We start from the raw sequence: 16,891 nt of genomic DNA, 5'->3' as shown, positions 1-16,891 counted from the left end.
TTTAAATTCGAAAACCTCACCATCATATAGTCTGCATCTTATCATCATTCAAATGTGCAGATTCAATCATCGGTGTCCCGGGAACCGGCAATCTGCCAGAGATGCACACGCAAGGCTAGAAGATGCGTTTTTCCTTTCTCCCCATCGTCATCCTGATGATGCCCATTCTCGAAATTGCCGGCTTCATTATCGTCGGTAAAGCGATCGGCTTGTGGCTGACATTGGCGCTTGTCCTGTTCACGTCGTTTCTGGGGCTCCTGATCCTGCGTCTCGGCGGCATCGGCATGGTGAGAAACCTTCAGGATGCGGGCCGTACCGGCGCGCAGCCGGCGGATGAGCTGGTGAATGGAGCCATGCGCGTCGTTGCCGGGATCCTGCTTATCATTCCCGGCTTCATTACCGACATTCTCGGCCTTCTGCTTCTGTCGCCGGTCGTACGGCGTTTTTTCTGGAAAGCCTTCGGACCGCGGGTCGTCGTTGCGGGTTCGTTTAGGCGGCCCGGCCAGCAAGCCGGTCCTCAGCCCGGTGATTTTTCCGGCTTTCGTAATGGTCCGGGACATGCCGGCAATTCGAAGGTGGTGGATCTTGATGAAGAGGAGTTTCACCGCGAGGAGCCAAAGGGTTCCCCATGGTCGCGCAAACCTGATGATCGCGACCTGCCCAAACCCTGATCCCGGGCGGAATGGATCACCATGACCCGATCACGAAGGGTTGTAAGCCCCCGGTCGAAATGATAGACCGCCTTCCACGAATTCACGCCGTGAGGAAACGTAATGACCGCTGAAAATGGTGCACAGGGCGCAGTAAGTCCTTCCCTCAACATTCTTGCCCAGTACATCAAGGATCTTTCCTTCGAAAATCCGGGTGCTCCCCGTTCGCTTCAGGCCCGTGAGAATGCGCCTTCGATCAACATCAATGTCAATGTCAACGCAAACCCGATCTCCGGCTCGGATTTCGACGTTGTCCTGACACTGAATGCGGAAGCCAAGGATGGCGACAAGGTCCTGTTTGCGGCCGAGCTGGTTTATGGCGGCGTGTTCCGCATTGCCGGCTTCCCGCAGGAACATATGCTGCCGGTACTCTTCATCGAGTGCCCGCGGCTGCTGTTCCCCTTCGCCCGCCAGATCATCGCCGACGTCACCCGCAATGGCGGCTTCCCGCCGCTGATGATCGACCCGATCGATTTCGCGCAGATGTTTGCGCAGCGCGTTGCCGAAGAACAGGCCAAGGCCCAGGTTCAGGCTGTACCGAACTAAGCGGCGCCCAACGTCCTGCATTGCAGATAAAACAAAACCCGGGTTCTTCGCCCGGGTTTTTCTTTGGCCAGAGTACCATTTCAACGCCTCAGCAGGCGTCAATTCTGGTAGCGGTTCCAGATTGCCTTGTCGCCCATGCCGAGAACGAGCTTGCCATGGGCCGCGACCGTTTCCGCATCCAGTCTTGAGGGCAAGGGGCTCGGCCGTTGCAGCGGCTCAAGCGGCACATCGTCCTCGATGACAATAGTTTCCTGCTTGGCGGCGGAACCGAAACCGAGCGCCGTCTGACGTCCGCCGATCATTTCAATATAGACTTCGGCCAGCAGTTCGGAGTCGAGAAGCGCGCCGTGCTTGGTACGGTGGGAATTATCGATACCGTAACGCCGGCAAAGCGCATCCAGCGAGTTCGGCCCCATGGGGTGCTTGCGGCGGGCAAGCGAAAGCGTGTCCGTCACCAGCTCGGCGGACACCGGTTCGATGCCGAGGCGTGCGAATTCCGCGTTGATGAAACCCATGTCGAATGTGGCATTGTGCGCCACCCAGCGCGCACCATCGAAGAAGTCGCGAATCTGGTCGACGACTTCGGCGAATTTCGGTTTGTCTTTCAGAAACTCGTCGGTAATGCCGTGAACGGCAAGCGCGTCGGGATGAACCTTGCGATCTTCCGGGCTGATATAGAGATGCAGCGTGCGGCCGGTAGGAAAGTGGTTGATCAGCTCGATACCGCCGATTTCAATCACACGGTCCAGCTTCGATTCAAGGCCCGTGGTTTCCGTATCGAAAATGATCTCACGCATTCATCTCTCCGCGGCGCGACTCAGCGGCCAGTTTCTGCAATATCTCTCTTACCTGATCCCGTGCTGCTTCGACACCACTTCCGGAATCGACGATAAAATCGGCGCGCCGGCGCTTCTCCGCATCGGGCGTCTGTCGCGCGAGGATCATTTCGAATTTCTCTTCCGTCATGCCGGGTCGGGACAAAACCCGCTCTCGCTGAATCTCCGGCGCACAACTTACCACCACGACTTTATCGACGCGGCTTTCCGCACCGGTTTCGAACAGCAGGGGAATATCGAGGAGGGCGAATTGCCGATCGTCTTTCCTTGCCGCCGCCAGAAAGGCTTCCTGCCTCTTGCGCACCAGCGGATGCACGATCTCTTCCAGTCTACCAAAATTAGCCGGATTCTCCCGCAAGACATCGCCGAGTTTCTGCCTGTCCACTACACCGGAAACGGTGGTACCCGGAAAGGCTGCCTCAATCAGCGGAGCGGCTTCGGTCCGGTATAGCCCATGCACGACCTCATCCGAATCGAGAACCGGAACCCCTTCCCCCGCGAACAGCTTGGCGGTCGTCGTTTTCCCCATTCCAATCGAGCCGGTGAGACCGATGACGATCATCAATGTTTCTCCATGTCCTTGATGATGAGAGAACGCAGGGTTTCATCGACCTCAGGCATTTTGCCGAACCATCGCCTGAAACCGGGTTTTGCCTGATGAAGCAACATGCCTAGTCCGTCGACTGTCGCAAAGCCCTGCTCTTGCGCCATTTTCAGGATCGGGGTCTTTAAAGGCACATAGACGATATCGGTCACGACGGCCTGGGCGGCCAGCGGCGAAAAATCAAGACGCGGCGCTTCTGTTCCATCCATGCCGAGCGATGTCGTGTTCACGAAAAGCCCAGCGCCCTGCATAACCTCATGAAGCGCTGCCTGGGGATGGGAAAAGACCCGCGGTCCAAAACGGTCGGCCAGTTCACGCGCACGTTCGACGGTACGATTGAGGACGTGGATCTCGGCAATACCGCGATCACGCAGGGACTGAATGACTGCCCGGCTTGCGCCGCCGGCACCCAAAACCACCGCCCGCTCGGTCTTGTCCCAGCCCGGATGACGCTCGTCGAGATTGGCGACGAAACCGTAACCATCCGTATTGGTAGCACGAAGACTGCCCTCCTCCATCCAGACAGTGTTGGCGGCACCGAGTTCTTCCGCCAGAGCATCGGGTTTATCTGCCAGCCGATAGGCCGCTTCCTTATGGGGAATAGTGACATTGCCGCCGATGGGTGCGCCCGGCTTGCCTTCCTTCAGCACTGCAATGAAATTCGTGAAATCATCAGGAGAGACTTCAACGGCCTTATACGAACCGGCAATCCCGAATTTCTTCAACCAGTAAGAATGGATAATAGGCGACCGCGAATGCTTGATCGGGTAACCGACAACGAAGGCATTTATGGTTAATGTTTCACGTGAATCAGCCATCGATGACATCCATGTCGCGCAGTTTCGATAAAAGCGGCAGAAGCGGCAGACCTAGAATGGTGAAATAATCGCCCTCGATTGAGGTGAATAGCTGGATTCCCTCTCCCTCAAGCTGGTAGGCACCGACACTGCTCAAGGCCTTTTCGCCCACCCGTTGCAGGTGACGGGAGACAAATTCTGCACTTAATGTTCGAACGCCTAGCTCGGCGCTGGAAACCGTCTGCCACACCACCTCGCCATGTCGGACGAGAACGGCAGCGCTGTTAAGGCGATGCACCTTGCCGGATAATGAGAGCAGATGCGCCTTGGCCTCCGTCATGGTTTTTGGCTTGTGATAGACACGGGCACCAAGCGCCATGGTCTGGTCGCAGCCGAGAACCAGTGCTTCCGGATGGAGCGCGCCGACCGCAAGAGCCTTGGCCTTGGCAAGTTCCAGTGCAACCTCTTCCGGGCTGGCGCCGTCTCGTTCCAGCTGTTCATCGAGCGCACGCTCGTCAATATCGGCCGGAATTGCCGAAAATGTCAGCCCCGCATTGCGCATCAGCATCTGACGGGATGCGCTGGACGAGGCGAGGATCAACTCTTGTTTCATCGACTGTCTGCTCCGAATGGTGCGATCCGGATTATCGCGTCCTCGAGCGGAGGGCAAGGATCGCGGCGGCCGTTTCCTCGATGGAGCGGCGTGTGACATCGATCAGCGGCCAATTATTGCGGGCGCAGAGCGCGCGCGCATATTTCAGCTCTTCCATGATGGTGGCGCGATCCGTGTAACGCCCGCTGTCAAATCCGCCCGTCGCGCCCAGCTCCCGATTTTCACGCACCTGCGATATGCGATCCGATGTCGCGACCAGGCCCACAATCAGCGGCCGGGTGGCGGCATAGAGGCTTTCGGGCAGCGGTACATTGGGAACAACAGGAATATTGGCGGTCTTTATTCCCCTGTTGGCGAGATAGATACTGGTTGGTGTTTTCGATGTGCGGCTGATGCCGATGATGACAATATCAGCCTCGTCATAGGTCTCCGGCATTTGCCCATCGTCATGATCCATGGCGAAATTAAGCGCCTCGATCCGGGCAAAATAATCCGCGTTCAACGCGTGCTGCGCGCCAACCCGCCGTCTGGAGGGCGCCCCGAGATAGGTCTGGAAGATGCCTATGATCGGTTCCAGGACATTGACGCACGGCACACCGATCGCATGGCACCGCAGATCCAGAAACTCCGCCAGTTGTTGATCGACGATTGTATAGAGAACGATGCCCGGTTCCTTGTCGATGAGGTCGACCACCTGCGCGAGCTGTTTCTGGTTGCGGATCATCGGATAAACATGTTCCACCGGCATTGAGGCGTGGAACTGGGCCGAAACAGCGCGACCGGCCGACATCAGAGTCTCACCCGTTGAGTCCGAAATCAGGTGCAGATGGAAGAAGCTTTTTTTGTTCTCCACGCTGTTTTTCTCCCGCTGTTGATAAACCGGGACAAATCCCCGAATTGCCCTGCGGGCCGAACCGCGCCGTGAATAAAGTGGTGTTTTTCCACAATCCGCAAGTGGCTTCAATCATCGCCGGCGCGCCTGTGAATTATTTGAAGAATGTGGAGTTGTTTAAAAACTCTCCCCAGATTATCCACAGACATGCGGTTTTCTGTCTCAGCTATAACTAAATGAAATAATTCAATAAATTTCCGTTTTCCGGATTATTCTCAAACCATCACATCGATGATATCCTCAGTCGTCAGACAGACACTGCGACTGCGGCATTTCGACTGGAATGATTTTAATCCTTGCTACCCACAGACTCTAAGAAATAGAAAATCTTTTAAATCTCTTTGATTTTATTTTTTAGAAGCTGGGTGTGATGAGCGAACGCAAGGTTATGACAGTGTTGAACGGGCAGACGGTCACACCGCCGCCCATTTGGCTGATGCGACAGGCAGGGCGCTATCTTCCCGAGTATCGGGAAACGCGGAAGAGTGCCGGAAGTTTCCTCGACCTCTGTTATAATCCCGAGTTGGCGACGGAGGTTACTCTCCAGCCCATTCGCCGGTTCGGGCTCGATGCCGCAATTCTCTTTTCCGATATTCTGGTGATACCCGACGCGCTCCACCGCAACGTCTCTTTCAGCGAAGGCAAAGGTCCTGCCATGGACCCGATCGATGTCAGTGGTATCGAGAAGCTGGATGCCGCAAATGTCATGGCGCATCTTTCGCCCGTTTTCGAAACCGTCTCCCGTTTGCGTAAGACCTTGCCGGAGGAAACGACGCTTCTCGGCTTTTGCGGCGCGCCCTGGACGGTTGCGACCTACATGATCGCGGGACATGGAACACCGGATCAGGCTCCGGCGCGGCTGTTCGGTTATCAGGAGCCGGCCGCTATGGAAAAGCTACTGGCTTTTCTTGCCGATGTTTCCGCCGATTATCTGGTGGCGCAGATCGACGCCGGCGCCGATGCGGTTCAGATTTTCGATTCCTGGGCCGGTGTGCTCGGTGAGAAGGAATTCGAGGACTATGCGATAAAGCCGGTCGCCCGCATTATAGCATCGGTGCGCGCCCGCCGGCCCTCGGCAAAGATCATCGCCTTCGCCAAAGGAGCTGGTTATCTTCTCAAAGATTATCGCCGCAAGACGGGCGCCGACGCCATCGGGCTGGATTGGTCTGTGCCGCTCGGTTTTGCCAGAGACTTGCAGAAAGAAGGCCCGGTACAGGGCAATCTGGACCCCATGCTGATGGTGGCGGGCGGCAAGGCCTTGCAGGATGGCATCGATGCCGTGCTGCAGGCGCTGGGACAGGGTCCGCTGATCTTCAATTTGGGCCATGGCATTACACCCCAGGCCGACCCGGAAAACGTGACCCGGCTGGTGCAGCGCGTGCGCGGCAGCGGAGCAGGGGCATGAGCGACGAAAAACAAACCTCCTCCCCTTCCGGCAACCGGGCGGCTTTGCGCGCCGGCATCGCGCTTGGTGTCTTTGCCGCTTTCGTCGCGCTGTTATTTTATGCCGATCCGGCCGATCTTTATCTCTGGATCAAGGCGCTGCATATCATCGCCGTGATTTCCTGGATGGCGGCAATTTTTTACCTGCCGCGGCTTTTCATCTACCACACCGATGCGCCCGCCGGTTCGCAGCAATCCGAAACCTTCAAGGTCATGGAGCGGCGGCTGATCAAGGTCATCATGAACCCGGCAATGATGATATCCTGGACGTTGGGGCTTTATCTCGCATGGTCGGTTTATGGTTTTTCCGGCGGCTGGCTGCATGCGAAAATCGGGCTGGTGGTGCTTTTGACCGCGACGCATGTTTATTTCACCCGCAGCGCGAAGCGTTTTGCGCGGGATGAAAATACAAGACCTGCCCGTCACTGGCGGTTGATGAACGAAGTTCCGACCGTACTGATGATCCTGATTGTCATACTTGTGGTTGTGAAACCCTTCGGTTAAGACGATGCGACGATAAATTTCGCGGAATTCGTGCTTTCCTCTTGCAGCGGCCGTGTTCAATCGCTATTTTCGGACCACTCATCTTCGTGGCATGTGAATTATTCAGTCATCTGCGGTATCTCCCACAGAATCTGATTCGCGAACACGCCCTCCCCCAAATTACATTATCAAACGGTCTTTCCTTCATGGCTGAAATGAAGCTTCAGGAACTTAAGAGCAAATCGCCTACCGACTTGCTGACTTTTGCTGAATCCCTGGAAGTTGAAAATGCGAGCACCATGCGCAAGCAGGAGCTTATGTTCGCAATCCTCAAGGTTCTCGCGAGCCAGGACATCGAAATAATCGGCGAAGGCGTCGTTGAAGTCCTGCAGGACGGTTTCGGGTTCCTGCGGTCCGCAAATGCAAACTATCTGCCCGGTCCGGACGATATCTATATTTCGCCCTCGCAGATCCGCCGGTTCTCGCTGAAGACCGGTGATACCGTCGAAGGCCCGATCCGCGGCCCCAAGGAAGGTGAGCGTTATTTCGCACTTCTCAAGGTCAACACGATCAATTTCGACGATCCCGAAAAGATCCGCCACAAGGTTCACTTCGACAATCTCACGCCGCTCTACCCGAATGAGCGCTTCAAGATGGAACTGGATGTTCCGACCTCCAAGGACCTGTCGTCGCGTGTGATCGACCTCGTCGCGCCGCTCGGCAAGGGCCAGCGCGGCTTGATCGTGGCGCCGCCGCGCACGGGTAAGACTGTTCTGCTGCAGAACATCGCCCATTCCATCACGGCAAACCATCCGGAATGCTACCTGATCGTTCTCCTGATCGATGAGCGTCCGGAAGAAGTGACCGACATGCAGCGTTCCGTGAAGGGCGAGGTTGTTTCCTCCACCTTTGACGAGCCGGCAGTCCGTCACGTGCAGGTCGCTGAGATGGTCATCGAAAAGGCGAAGCGTCTGGTCGAACACGGCCGCGACGTTGTCATCCTGCTCGATTCCATCACCCGTCTTGGCCGGGCCTACAACACGGTCGTTCCCTCCTCCGGCAAGGTCCTGACCGGTGGTGTGGACGCCAATGCCCTGCAGCGCCCGAAGCGTTTCTTCGGTGCTGCCCGTAATATCGAGGAAGGCGGCTCGCTGACGATTATAGCCACGGCGCTGATCGATACCGGTAGCCGTATGGACGAAGTCATCTTCGAAGAATTCAAGGGTACCGGTAACTCGGAAATCGTGCTAGACCGCAAGGTTGCCGACAAGCGTATCTTCCCGGCGCTGGATATTCTCAAATCCGGTACGCGTAAGGAAGACCTGCTGGTGCCGCGCCAGGATCTGCAGAAGATTTTCGTTCTTCGCCGTATTCTCGCGCCGATGGGAACGATGGACGCCATCGAATTCCTGATCGACAAGCTGAAGCAGACAAAGACCAATTCCGATTTCTTCGAATCGATGAATACCTGATCCGAACTTTTAGCCGGATTCATCACAAAATCTGTAGAGCCGTATCCGTTCACTCGGATGCGGCTTGACTGTTTTAGACAGAGGTAAATGATGGCAGCTTCCGCCGATACGATCTATGCGCTTTCCAGCGGTGCCTTGCCGGCTGGCGTCGCTGTTCTCAGGATCAGCGGGTCAGGGGCTTTTGATGCCATGAAAATGCTGACGGGTCGGGAGCTTCCATCACCACGAAAGGCCACACTCTGCTCGATTCGGAATCGAAATAATGAGGTGATCGACCAGGCGCTGGTAATCGCCTTTCCAGCGCCTAATTCTTTTACCGGCGAGGATTGCGTCGAAATTCATAGCCACGGCAGTCGCGCGGTTATGGCTTCGATTTTTACCGAACTCGAAAACCTCGAGGGATTTCGAACTGCCGACGCTGGCGAATTTTCCCGTAGAGCCTTCGATAACGGGAAGATGGATCTCCTTGAGGTCGAAGGTCTGGCAGACCTGTTGCAGGCCGAGACGGAAATGCAGCGGCGGCTGGCGGTGGAACAGAGCACCGGTAAATTATCGGCGCTCTATGATGGCTGGGCCAGTCGCCTGACGCGGGCTCGCGCCCTTATAGAAGCGGAACTGGACTTTGCAGACGAAGAGGATGTTCCGGATTCGGTGGCTGCACAGGTCTGGGACGCAGTGGCGCAGTTGCGCGGGGAAATCCAGAATCATCTCCAGGGAGGCGGAAGTGGCGAAATCATTCGTGACGGGTTCAAGGTTGCGCTTGTTGGCGAACCGAACGCGGGCAAATCCACCCTCTTGAATGCCCTCAGCGGCCGAGACGTTGCGATCGTCACCGACATTGCCGGCACGACCAGAGATGTCTTGAGTATCGACATCAATCTGGAAGGTTATCTGGTCCGGATCTTCGATACGGCAGGAATACGGGAAACACAGGATGTCGTGGAACTGGAAGGCGTTCGGCGTGCGGTTCTGACGGCGGAAACGGCAGATATTATTCTACTGCTGCAAGATAATGATTCGCTCCCGAAACAACCTCTCGAATCAATCAAAAATCGGAGCTATCTCCGGGTTAGAACAAAAGCTGCACTTCATCCCACTACATTGGACGATCAATTTGATTTGTCTATCTCAGCCAAAGAGGGAATAGGCCTGACAGAATTGCGTTCGGTACTCAAGCAGGAGATAGAAAAACGCGTCGGCGCCGGCCAGACTTTGGTTCCCGCCCGTGCCCGTCATAAAAAACGACTTGAAGAGACGCTGAACTATGTTAGTGATGCGCTCGATTCCGCGACCCCTGACCTTGCTATAAGGTCGGAATATTTAAGGCTCGCCGCGACATCGCTCGGACGGATCACTGGCCGTGTTGATGTGGAAGATTTGCTGGGCGTGATCTTCTCGGAATTCTGCATAGGAAAATGATTCACGTGAAACATCGGCGGCTGAGACCGTGATGTTGATGCTGACGGAACAGGGCGCAAGGATATGCACCAGTCATTCGATGTCATTGTTATTGGTGGTGGTCATGCGGGCAGCGAAGCCGCAGCCGCAGCTGCAAGGCATGGCGCAAAAACCGCCCTTGTGACCCACAAGCGCGAGACGATTGGCGTCATGTCCTGTAACCCCGCTATCGGCGGCCTCGGCAAGGGGCATCTCGTCCGTGAGATTGATGCGCTGGATGGTTTGATGGGCCGCGTTGCCGACGCGGCAGGTATTCAGTTCCGCATGCTCAATCGCAAGAAAGGTCCCGCTGTTCGCGGGCCGCGTACACAGGCCGATCGACGGCTTTATCGCGAGGCGATGCAGCGTGAGATCGATGCGATTGGAAATCTGACCGTTATTGAGGGCGATGCTTTCGATATTGAAATGGCCGATGATCGGGTCGCAGCGGTCATCATGAAAAACGGTAGCCGGATTCCCTGCGGCGCCGTCGTGCTGACGAGCGGCACCTTCCTACGTGGTCTCATTCATATCGGTTCCGAAAAGATTCCGGCGGGCCGCGTAGGAGAAATGCCGTCTCTAGGTCTCTCGGACACGCTCTCGCGGCTCGGTCTTATTATGGGTCGTCTGAAAACAGGGACCCCTGCCCGACTGGACGGGCGTACGATTGACTGGAATGCGGTGGATCGTCAGGCGGCTGATGAGGATCCTGTCCCGTTTTCTTTTATGACGGATCATATTGTCAATCCCCAGATCGAATGTGGCGTCACTCGCACCACGCCTGCAGGTCACAAGATCATTCAGGAGAATATTCATCTATCGGCGATGTATTCCGGACAGATCGAAGGGGTTGGTCCACGTTATTGCCCATCAATCGAGGACAAAATCACCCGTTTCGGCGAGCGGGACGGTCACCAGATATTTCTTGAGCCGGAAGGTCTCGATGATCATACGATCTATCCTAACGGCATATCGACTTCCCTGCCCGCATCCGTGCAGAAGCAATTTATCAGGACGATACCTGGGCTTGAACAGGTTACGATTCTCCAGCCGGGTTATGCGATCGAATATGATTATGTCGATCCGCGCGAGCTGAAGCCGTCTCTGGAATGCCGCAAGATTCCGGGGCTGTTTCTTGCTGGCCAGATCAACGGCACGACGGGTTATGAAGAAGCGGGTGCCCAGGGTCTTGTGGCCGGTCTGAATGCTTCGCTTTATGCGGGCGATGCCGATCCGGTTTATTTCAGCCGCACCGAGTCCTATATCGGTGTCATGATCGATGATCTGACCTCGAAGGGCGTCAGTGAACCCTACCGCATGTTTACATCAAGAGCGGAGTATCGCCTTTCGCTGCGCGTGGACAATGCGGATCTGCGACTTACACCGGTCGGCCAGATGGCGGGTATCATTGGTCTTGAGCGGCGGGAACGCTTCGCGAAGTTCATTTCCGATCTGGATCGTGGTCGGGAGTTGATGAAGGCAATCTCCATCAGCCCCTCTCAAGCGGCAAAACAGGGTTTGAAACTCAATCAGGATGGCCAGCGCCGTTCCGTTTATGAATTGCTCGCCTATCCCGATATGACGTTGGAGGCCCTCACCGGACATTGGCCGGAATTAGGAGAGCTGGACAGGAAAGTTGCCGATGTCTTGCATGTCGAGGCGAGCTATGCGGTCTATATGCAGAGGCAGAGCGCTGACATCGTTGATATAAAACGGGATGAAGATAGAAAAATACCCGATGACTTCGACTTCAAGGATCTCTCCGGCCTCTCCAATGAGCTTAAACAAAAGCTGGAAAAAGCCCGTCCTGAGAATATTGCGCAGGCCGCTCGTGTTGACGGCATGACACCGGCTGCGATATCGCTGCTGCTCGCACTTTTGCGGAAGGACTCCGCAACGCGAAATGAAAAAATACGCATGCACCAATAGCGAGTCGGATTATGAAGATAAACGGCCAGAGTGTTTCACGTGAAACACAGGAAAGACTCGAACATTTTGTCGAGCTTTTTAAGAAGTGGAACAGAACCACAAATCTGGTCGCGCCCTCTACTCTCACTGAGCTTTGGAGCCGGCATGTCGCCGATAGCGCGCAGATATTTCAGCTCTCTCCTCACCCGAAAAACTGGACCGATCTGGGAAGCGGCGGCGGATTCCCCGGCATCGTCACTGCAATTTTTCTAGCTGAGCTTGGCGATGGCTGGGTCGATCTCGTTGAAAGCAACAATAAAAAAGCGGCATTCCTGCGAATTGCACTGAAGGAAACCGGCGCAAGAGGTGCGGTACATCCAGTCCGAATCGAAACAGCGCCTGAAATCATCAAGAATTGCGACGCCGTTTCAGCGCGTGCGCTCGCCGAACTAGACCTGCTTTTCGACTATATTCATCCCTGGGCGCAGAATAATCCAAATCTCAAGGCCTATTTTAATAAAGGCCGGGATTATGATTCCGAAGTGCAGAAAGCACATGGTCGCTGGGAGTTTGATCTGGTAAAACATCAGAGTGCCATTGAGGCAGATTCTGTTGTTCTTGAAATCAGCAACCTCACTTTGAGGCGCTGACGAACTGGCCAGGTGCGGTATGACTTTTGAAAAAAACCGGATTATCGCAGTTGCTAACCAGAAAGGTGGTGTTGGTAAAACAACCACCGCCATCAATCTGGCTACCGCGCTGGCGGCTATTGGTGAGCGGGTGCTGATCGTAGATCTGGACCCGCAGGGGAATGCGAGTACCGGCCTTGGAATCGACCGCAAGGAGCGCAAGCTTTCGTCCTATGATCTTCTGGTGGGGGATCATGGCGTTGCGGAAGTCGCTGTTCCCACGGCGGTTCCTAATCTCGATATAGTGCCTTCCACGATGGATCTACTCGGTTTCGAGATGCAGGTCGCGAATGTTTCCAACCGCGTTTTTCTATTGCGCGCAGCCATGGAAACACAGGAAGCGAGAGGTTACTCCTATATTCTCGTTGACTGCCCCCCTTCTTTCAATCTTCTGACCATGAATGCCATGACGGCGGCGCATTCTGTATTAGTGCCGTTGCAATGCGAGTTCTTCGCGCTGGAAGGCCTTAGCCAGCTGCTGGACACGGTCAGTCAGATTCGCGGGTCGGTCAACCCGCAGCTCGATATACAGGGCATCGTTCTGACGATGTTTGACGCGCGAAACAATCTTGCACAACAGGTTGTGTCCGATGTGCGTACGCATCTCGGAGAAAAGGTTTACCACACGCTCATTCCACGCAACGTGCGTGTTTCTGAGGCGCCTTCTTATGGTAAACCGGCAATTCTTTACGATCTGAAATGCGCCGGTAGCCAGGCCTATTTGCAGCTGGCGTCCGAAGTGATCCAGAGAGAGCGTCTGCGTAAAGCCGCCTGACGTTTGCCGGAATGTATGGAGTAATATCTTATGAGTGATGATCTTTCCAAGCGTCGGCTAGGGCGCGGTCTTGCTGCATTGATCGGAGAAATGGATCAACCAGTGCCGGTGGGTGAGCCTCAGCGCGCTGTTAATGCTGACCGTACCATTCCGATCGAATTCATCGCTCGCAGCCAAAGAAACCCCCGTCGTCATTTCGATGAGAATGAGTTGCAGGACCTTGCAGCTTCGATTCGGCAGCACGGAATCGTTCAGCCTGTGGTCGTGAGAACGGTTGGAGTCAACCGCTACGAGATTATTGCGGGTGAAAGACGCTGGCGCGCAGCGCAGCTGGCAGGCTTTACCGACGTTCCCGTCATTGTTCGTGATGTGGATGACCGCACGGCGCTGGAACTAGCGATTGTCGAAAACGTACAGCGTTCAGACCTTAATCCGCTCGAAGAAGCGATGGGATATGAACAGCTGATCGCCGAACACGGCTATACGCAGAATGATCTCGGCGAAATCATCGGCAAGAGCAGAAGCCACGTTGCCAACAGCCTTCGGCTTCTCAAGCTTCCCGATCCGGTACGTGATATGCTGGCGGATGGTTCGCTTTCCGCAGGTCACGCGCGTGCCCTTGTTTCCACATCCGATCCGGCGACGCTTGCGAAAACAATCGTGTCCAAGGGACTTTCGGTGCGTGATGCCGAGCGCCTGGCGCAGAACGATATCAAGTCGCAGGGTGATGTCGCGGAGAAGCGACCTGCTGCGGAAAAGGATTCCGACACGATCGCGCTTGAACGCAGCCTGTCCGATGCTCTCGGACTCGATGTGAAGATCAGCCACAAAGGTGGATCCGGGCAGATCCGTATCGGTTACCGGACATTGGAACAGCTTGAAGCGGTATGCCGTCTTCTTGAGAAAAATTAGTAACTATTTGTTTTTAATTATAAAATACCCGCCTTTGGCGGGTATTTTTGTTTGTGGTCTCAAAAATCGATGGCCCGGCCTTTTATTTCGTAATCACCGAAACGTACGGGTTCAGCGCCGCCGCGACCGTCGGTTTCCGGCGGCAACTGGAGATCCGCCTGTTGTCTGCGGCGTTCTTCCGCTTCCTTCAAAGCCCGTTGAGCCGCCGGCGAAAGCTGCTTGGCCCTTTCCAGGCTGCCGTCCGTGGCATTGTCATTATCCGCATTTTGCATGAAATCCTCCCTATGACGGGATATTGAAATACGTTTTCCGCTTACCAGATTATATAATCTGATTGGCTTTATAAACCCCGGAATATTCCCGGTGAGTGAGAAGGAGAGTTTAACGGATGAACATGATGCGCACGGCAATGCTTCTGGCCTTCATGACCGCATTGTTCATGGGTGTCGGTTTTCTGATTGGCGGCAAGGGCGGCATGATGATTGCGCTGCTCATTGCGGCCGGTATGAATCTTTTCTCCTACTGGAATTCTGACAAAATGGTCCTCTCCGCCTATCATGCGCGGGAGATTGATGAGGCCAATGCGCCCGAGTTTTTTCATATGATCCGCGATCTGTCGCAGAATGCCGGCCTGCCAATGCCGAAGGTCTATATCTACGACAGCCCGCAACCCAACGCCTTCGCGACTGGACGAAATCCGCAGAACGCCGCTGTTGCGGCTTCCTCCGGGTTGCTGGAGCGTCTGACCCCTGAGGAAGTGGCCGGTGTAATGGCGCATGAACTCGCGCATGTGCAGAACCGGGATACGCTGACAATGACAATCACCGCCACGCTGGCTGGCGCGATCTCCATGCTCGGCAATTTTGCCTTCTTCTTTGGCGGTAATCGGGAGAACAACAACAATCCACTGGGATTTATCGGTGTGCTGGTTGCGATGATCGTCGCGCCGCTGGCGGCAATGCTGGTGCAGATGGCGATCAGTCGCACGCGGGAATATTCCGCAGACCGACGCGGCGCGGAAATCTGTGGTAACCCGCTCTGGCTTGCCTCCGCCCTGCAGAAGATTTCGGGCATGGCGCAGCGCATTCACAATGACGATGCGGAGCGTAACCCGGCAACGGCGCATATGTTCATCATCAATCCGCTTTCCGGCGAGCGTATGGACAATCTCTTTTCCACGCATCCGAACACGGAAAACCGCGTGGCGGCGCTGCAGGCCATGGCGCAGGAGTTTTCTCCGCGAGGATCGACGCCGCCGCCCCCGGGTGATAGACCTCTGCGCAAATCAGGCTCTGTTCCCAAAACAGGCTGGGGACAAGCCAATGAAAACGAGCGCAAGGGGCCGTGGTCTTGACATCCGATATTCAGAATAAGCCGGCGCGGTCCAGAAAACCGAGACCGGCAAATGGGAGGGGCCGTGAAGACGGCCCTTCGTCTTTCCAGGATAAGCCGGGCCTTGCCGCGCGCATTGCCGCCACCCGCATTCTGGCGGCCGTTCTGGAAAAGAAGACCTCGCTGGATGGGATGCTTGATAGCGAGAACGGCAATCCCGTCTATCGAGCCCTATCGCTTGCCGACCGGGCGCTGGTAAGGGCCATCGTCAACAGCGCGCTTCGCCACCTGCCCCGGATTGAAACGGCATTATCGATATTGCTCGATGGGCCGCTGCCGCAGGGCGCGCGATCGCTGCATCACGTCCTTGTCGTCGGTGCGGCCCAGATACTTTACCTCGACGTGCCTGATCATTCCGCTGTCGATCTCGCCGTGGAGCAAGCTCACCGCGATCCGCGTAACCGGCGTTTCGTGAAGCTGGTGAATGCCGTTCTCAGAAGGCTCGGTCGTGAAAAAGCGGAGATTGAAAAGGCTGTCGCCGATGTTCCCGTGCTGCCGGACTGGTTCTACGCGCGGCTGGTTTCGGCTTACGGGAATGAGGTAGCTCAAAGGATTTCCCAGGCGCAGCTGACGCCCTCCTCCATTGATCTCACGATCAAGGCGGATCCCGCTCTTTGGGCGGAGAAACTGGGCGGTACGCTGATGCCGAATGGCAGCGTGCGACTGGGTGAATTTGAGGGGCAAATCCCATCGCTCGAAGGTTTCGCCGAGGGTGCATGGTGGGTTCAGGATCTTGCGGCGAGCATGCCTGTCAGGCTGCTGGGCGATATCTCAGGCAAGCGTGTCGCCGATCTGTGCGCGGCCCCGGGCGGCAAGACTGCCCAGCTTGCGCTGGCGGGCGCCAGGGTGACGGCGCTGGATCAGTCCGGCAACCGTCTTCGTCGCCTTAGGGAAAATCTCGATCGACTTGGCTTAAATGCCGAGACGGTGGAGGCGAATATGCTGAAGTATCAGCCAGAACAGCTATTTGACGCGGTTCTCCTTGATGCGCCCTGTTCTTCCACCGGGACACTTCGCAAACATCCTGATGTCTGCTGGACCAAGGATGAGAACGATATCGCCAAATTGGCCGCTCTTCAGGGCCAGATGCTGCGGCAGGCGTTGACCCTTGTTGTTCCCGGCGGTCTCGTGGTCTTCTCCAATTGCTCCCTTGATCCTTCCGAAGGGGAGGAGATGATTTCTCAGGTTCTGGCGGAAAATCCCGGCGTGGAGCGCGTTGCCGTGCGCCGCGAGGATTGGCCCGGAATGGAAGCGGCTATCAACGCCGATGGCGATCTTCGCACGACGCCTGATATGTTCGGCGGCGTCGATGGGTTTTTTAGCAGTGTCTTGCGTAAGAAGTAGAAAAAAGCCAAGCTCTCGCGAATCATTAGATATTTATC

18 protein-coding genes are annotated in these 16,891 nt (G+C 55.7%); 12 read left to right on the top strand and 6 right to left on the bottom strand.

The genetic code is table 11. From position 1 onward, the window contains the following. Positions 1-122 precede the first annotated feature (122 nt). Complete coding sequence (locus tag CFB10_RS10390; protein WP_020010702.1) at positions 123-671, top strand: FxsA family protein; 549 nt, start codon at positions 123-125, stop codon at positions 669-671. Between the two features lie 102 nt (positions 672-773). After that, positions 774-1,256 (top strand): protein-export chaperone SecB, encoded by a 483-nt coding sequence (gene secB / locus CFB10_RS10385; protein ID WP_004444254.1) that lies wholly within the window; start codon positions 774-776, stop codon positions 1,254-1,256. Positions 1,257-1,354: 98 nt separating this feature from the next. Here the strand turns inward: secB and dnaQ are convergent, their stop codons facing one another. From dnaQ to CFB10_RS10360, 5 genes are read right to left on the bottom strand one after another with little or no spacing between them, the layout of a single operon-like run. Beyond that, on the bottom strand, positions 1,355-2,053 hold the full coding sequence (gene dnaQ / locus CFB10_RS10380) for a DNA polymerase III subunit epsilon (RefSeq protein ID WP_020010703.1): 699 nt from the start codon (positions 2,051-2,053) through the stop codon (positions 1,355-1,357). Next, on the bottom strand, positions 2,046-2,654 hold the full coding sequence (gene coaE, locus CFB10_RS10375; RefSeq protein WP_003505335.1) for a dephospho-CoA kinase: 609 nt from the start codon (positions 2,652-2,654) through the stop codon (positions 2,046-2,048). The genes dnaQ and coaE overlap by 8 nt, the downstream gene beginning before the upstream one ends. Next, on the bottom strand, positions 2,654-3,514 hold the full coding sequence (locus tag CFB10_RS10370; protein WP_020010704.1) for a shikimate dehydrogenase: 861 nt from the start codon (positions 3,512-3,514) through the stop codon (positions 2,654-2,656). Before CFB10_RS10370 ends, coaE begins: the two co-directional genes overlap by 1 nt. Continuing rightward, positions 3,507-4,106: a Maf-like protein gene (locus tag CFB10_RS10365; RefSeq protein ID WP_026363723.1), complete on the bottom strand. Its 600-nt coding sequence runs from the start codon at positions 4,104-4,106 to the stop codon at positions 3,507-3,509. The genes CFB10_RS10370 and CFB10_RS10365 overlap by 8 nt, the downstream gene beginning before the upstream one ends. 31 nt (positions 4,107-4,137) lie before the next feature. After that, positions 4,138-4,959: a pyruvate, water dikinase regulatory protein gene (locus CFB10_RS10360; RefSeq protein WP_003505331.1), complete on the bottom strand. Its 822-nt coding sequence runs from the start codon at positions 4,957-4,959 to the stop codon at positions 4,138-4,140. 409 nt (positions 4,960-5,368) lie between these two features. Here CFB10_RS10360 and hemE point away from each other — a divergent pair, with 409 nt between their 5' ends. The 8 genes from hemE to CFB10_RS10320 all read left to right on the top strand — a co-directional run bounded on the left by hemE (position 5,369) and on the right by CFB10_RS10320 (position 14,117). After that, complete coding sequence (hemE, locus tag CFB10_RS10355; RefSeq protein WP_020010706.1) at positions 5,369-6,403, top strand: uroporphyrinogen decarboxylase; 1,035 nt, start codon at positions 5,369-5,371, stop codon at positions 6,401-6,403. Next, the gene (gene hemJ, locus CFB10_RS10350) at positions 6,400-6,945 is read left to right on the top strand and encodes a protoporphyrinogen oxidase HemJ (RefSeq protein WP_020010707.1); all 546 of its coding nucleotides are present in this window, start codon (positions 6,400-6,402) and stop codon (positions 6,943-6,945) included. Before hemE ends, hemJ begins: the two co-directional genes overlap by 4 nt. Before the next feature lie 185 nt (positions 6,946-7,130). Then, entirely contained in the window at positions 7,131-8,396 is a 1,266-nt protein-coding gene (gene rho, locus CFB10_RS10345) for a transcription termination factor Rho (RefSeq protein ID WP_003492784.1), read from the top strand. Between the two features lie 87 nt (positions 8,397-8,483). Further along, positions 8,484-9,815: a tRNA uridine-5-carboxymethylaminomethyl(34) synthesis GTPase MnmE gene (gene mnmE, locus CFB10_RS10340; RefSeq protein WP_020010708.1), complete on the top strand. Its 1,332-nt coding sequence runs from the start codon at positions 8,484-8,486 to the stop codon at positions 9,813-9,815. 63 nt (positions 9,816-9,878) lie between these two features. Next, entirely contained in the window at positions 9,879-11,762 is a 1,884-nt protein-coding gene (mnmG, locus tag CFB10_RS10335; protein ID WP_020010709.1) for a tRNA uridine-5-carboxymethylaminomethyl(34) synthesis enzyme MnmG, read from the top strand. An 11-nt stretch (positions 11,763-11,773) separates the two neighbouring features. After that, the gene (gene rsmG, locus CFB10_RS10330; RefSeq protein WP_020010710.1) at positions 11,774-12,391 is read left to right on the top strand and encodes a 16S rRNA (guanine(527)-N(7))-methyltransferase RsmG; all 618 of its coding nucleotides are present in this window, start codon (positions 11,774-11,776) and stop codon (positions 12,389-12,391) included. A gap of 19 nt (positions 12,392-12,410) precedes the next feature. Beyond that, entirely contained in the window at positions 12,411-13,205 is a 795-nt protein-coding gene (locus CFB10_RS10325) for a ParA family protein (protein WP_003505322.1), read from the top strand. A 30-nt stretch (positions 13,206-13,235) separates the two neighbouring features. Continuing rightward, positions 13,236-14,117, top strand: coding sequence for a ParB/RepB/Spo0J family partition protein (locus tag CFB10_RS10320; protein ID WP_026363724.1), 882 nt, complete (start codon positions 13,236-13,238; stop codon positions 14,115-14,117). 59 nt (positions 14,118-14,176) lie between these two features. Here CFB10_RS10320 and CFB10_RS10315 read toward each other — a convergent pair whose 3' ends face one another. Continuing rightward, positions 14,177-14,389, bottom strand: coding sequence for a DUF1674 domain-containing protein (locus CFB10_RS10315; RefSeq protein WP_020010712.1), 213 nt, complete (start codon positions 14,387-14,389; stop codon positions 14,177-14,179). 116 nt (positions 14,390-14,505) lie between these two features. Between CFB10_RS10315 and htpX the strand changes: the two genes are divergently transcribed. Then, entirely contained in the window at positions 14,506-15,471 is a 966-nt protein-coding gene (gene htpX, locus CFB10_RS10310; protein ID WP_020010713.1) for a zinc metalloprotease HtpX, read from the top strand. Beyond that, entirely contained in the window at positions 15,468-16,853 is a 1,386-nt protein-coding gene (locus tag CFB10_RS10305; RefSeq protein WP_020010714.1) for an RsmB/NOP family class I SAM-dependent RNA methyltransferase, read from the top strand. Before htpX ends, CFB10_RS10305 begins: the two co-directional genes overlap by 4 nt. Positions 16,854-16,891: the final 38 nt, after the last annotated feature.

It is taken from the genome of Agrobacterium sp. 719_389 (assembly GCF_900188475.1).
GTDB lineage: Bacteria > Pseudomonadota > Alphaproteobacteria > Rhizobiales > Rhizobiaceae > Agrobacterium > Agrobacterium radiobacter.
This window is presented reverse-complemented; position numbering and strand designations above follow the sequence as displayed.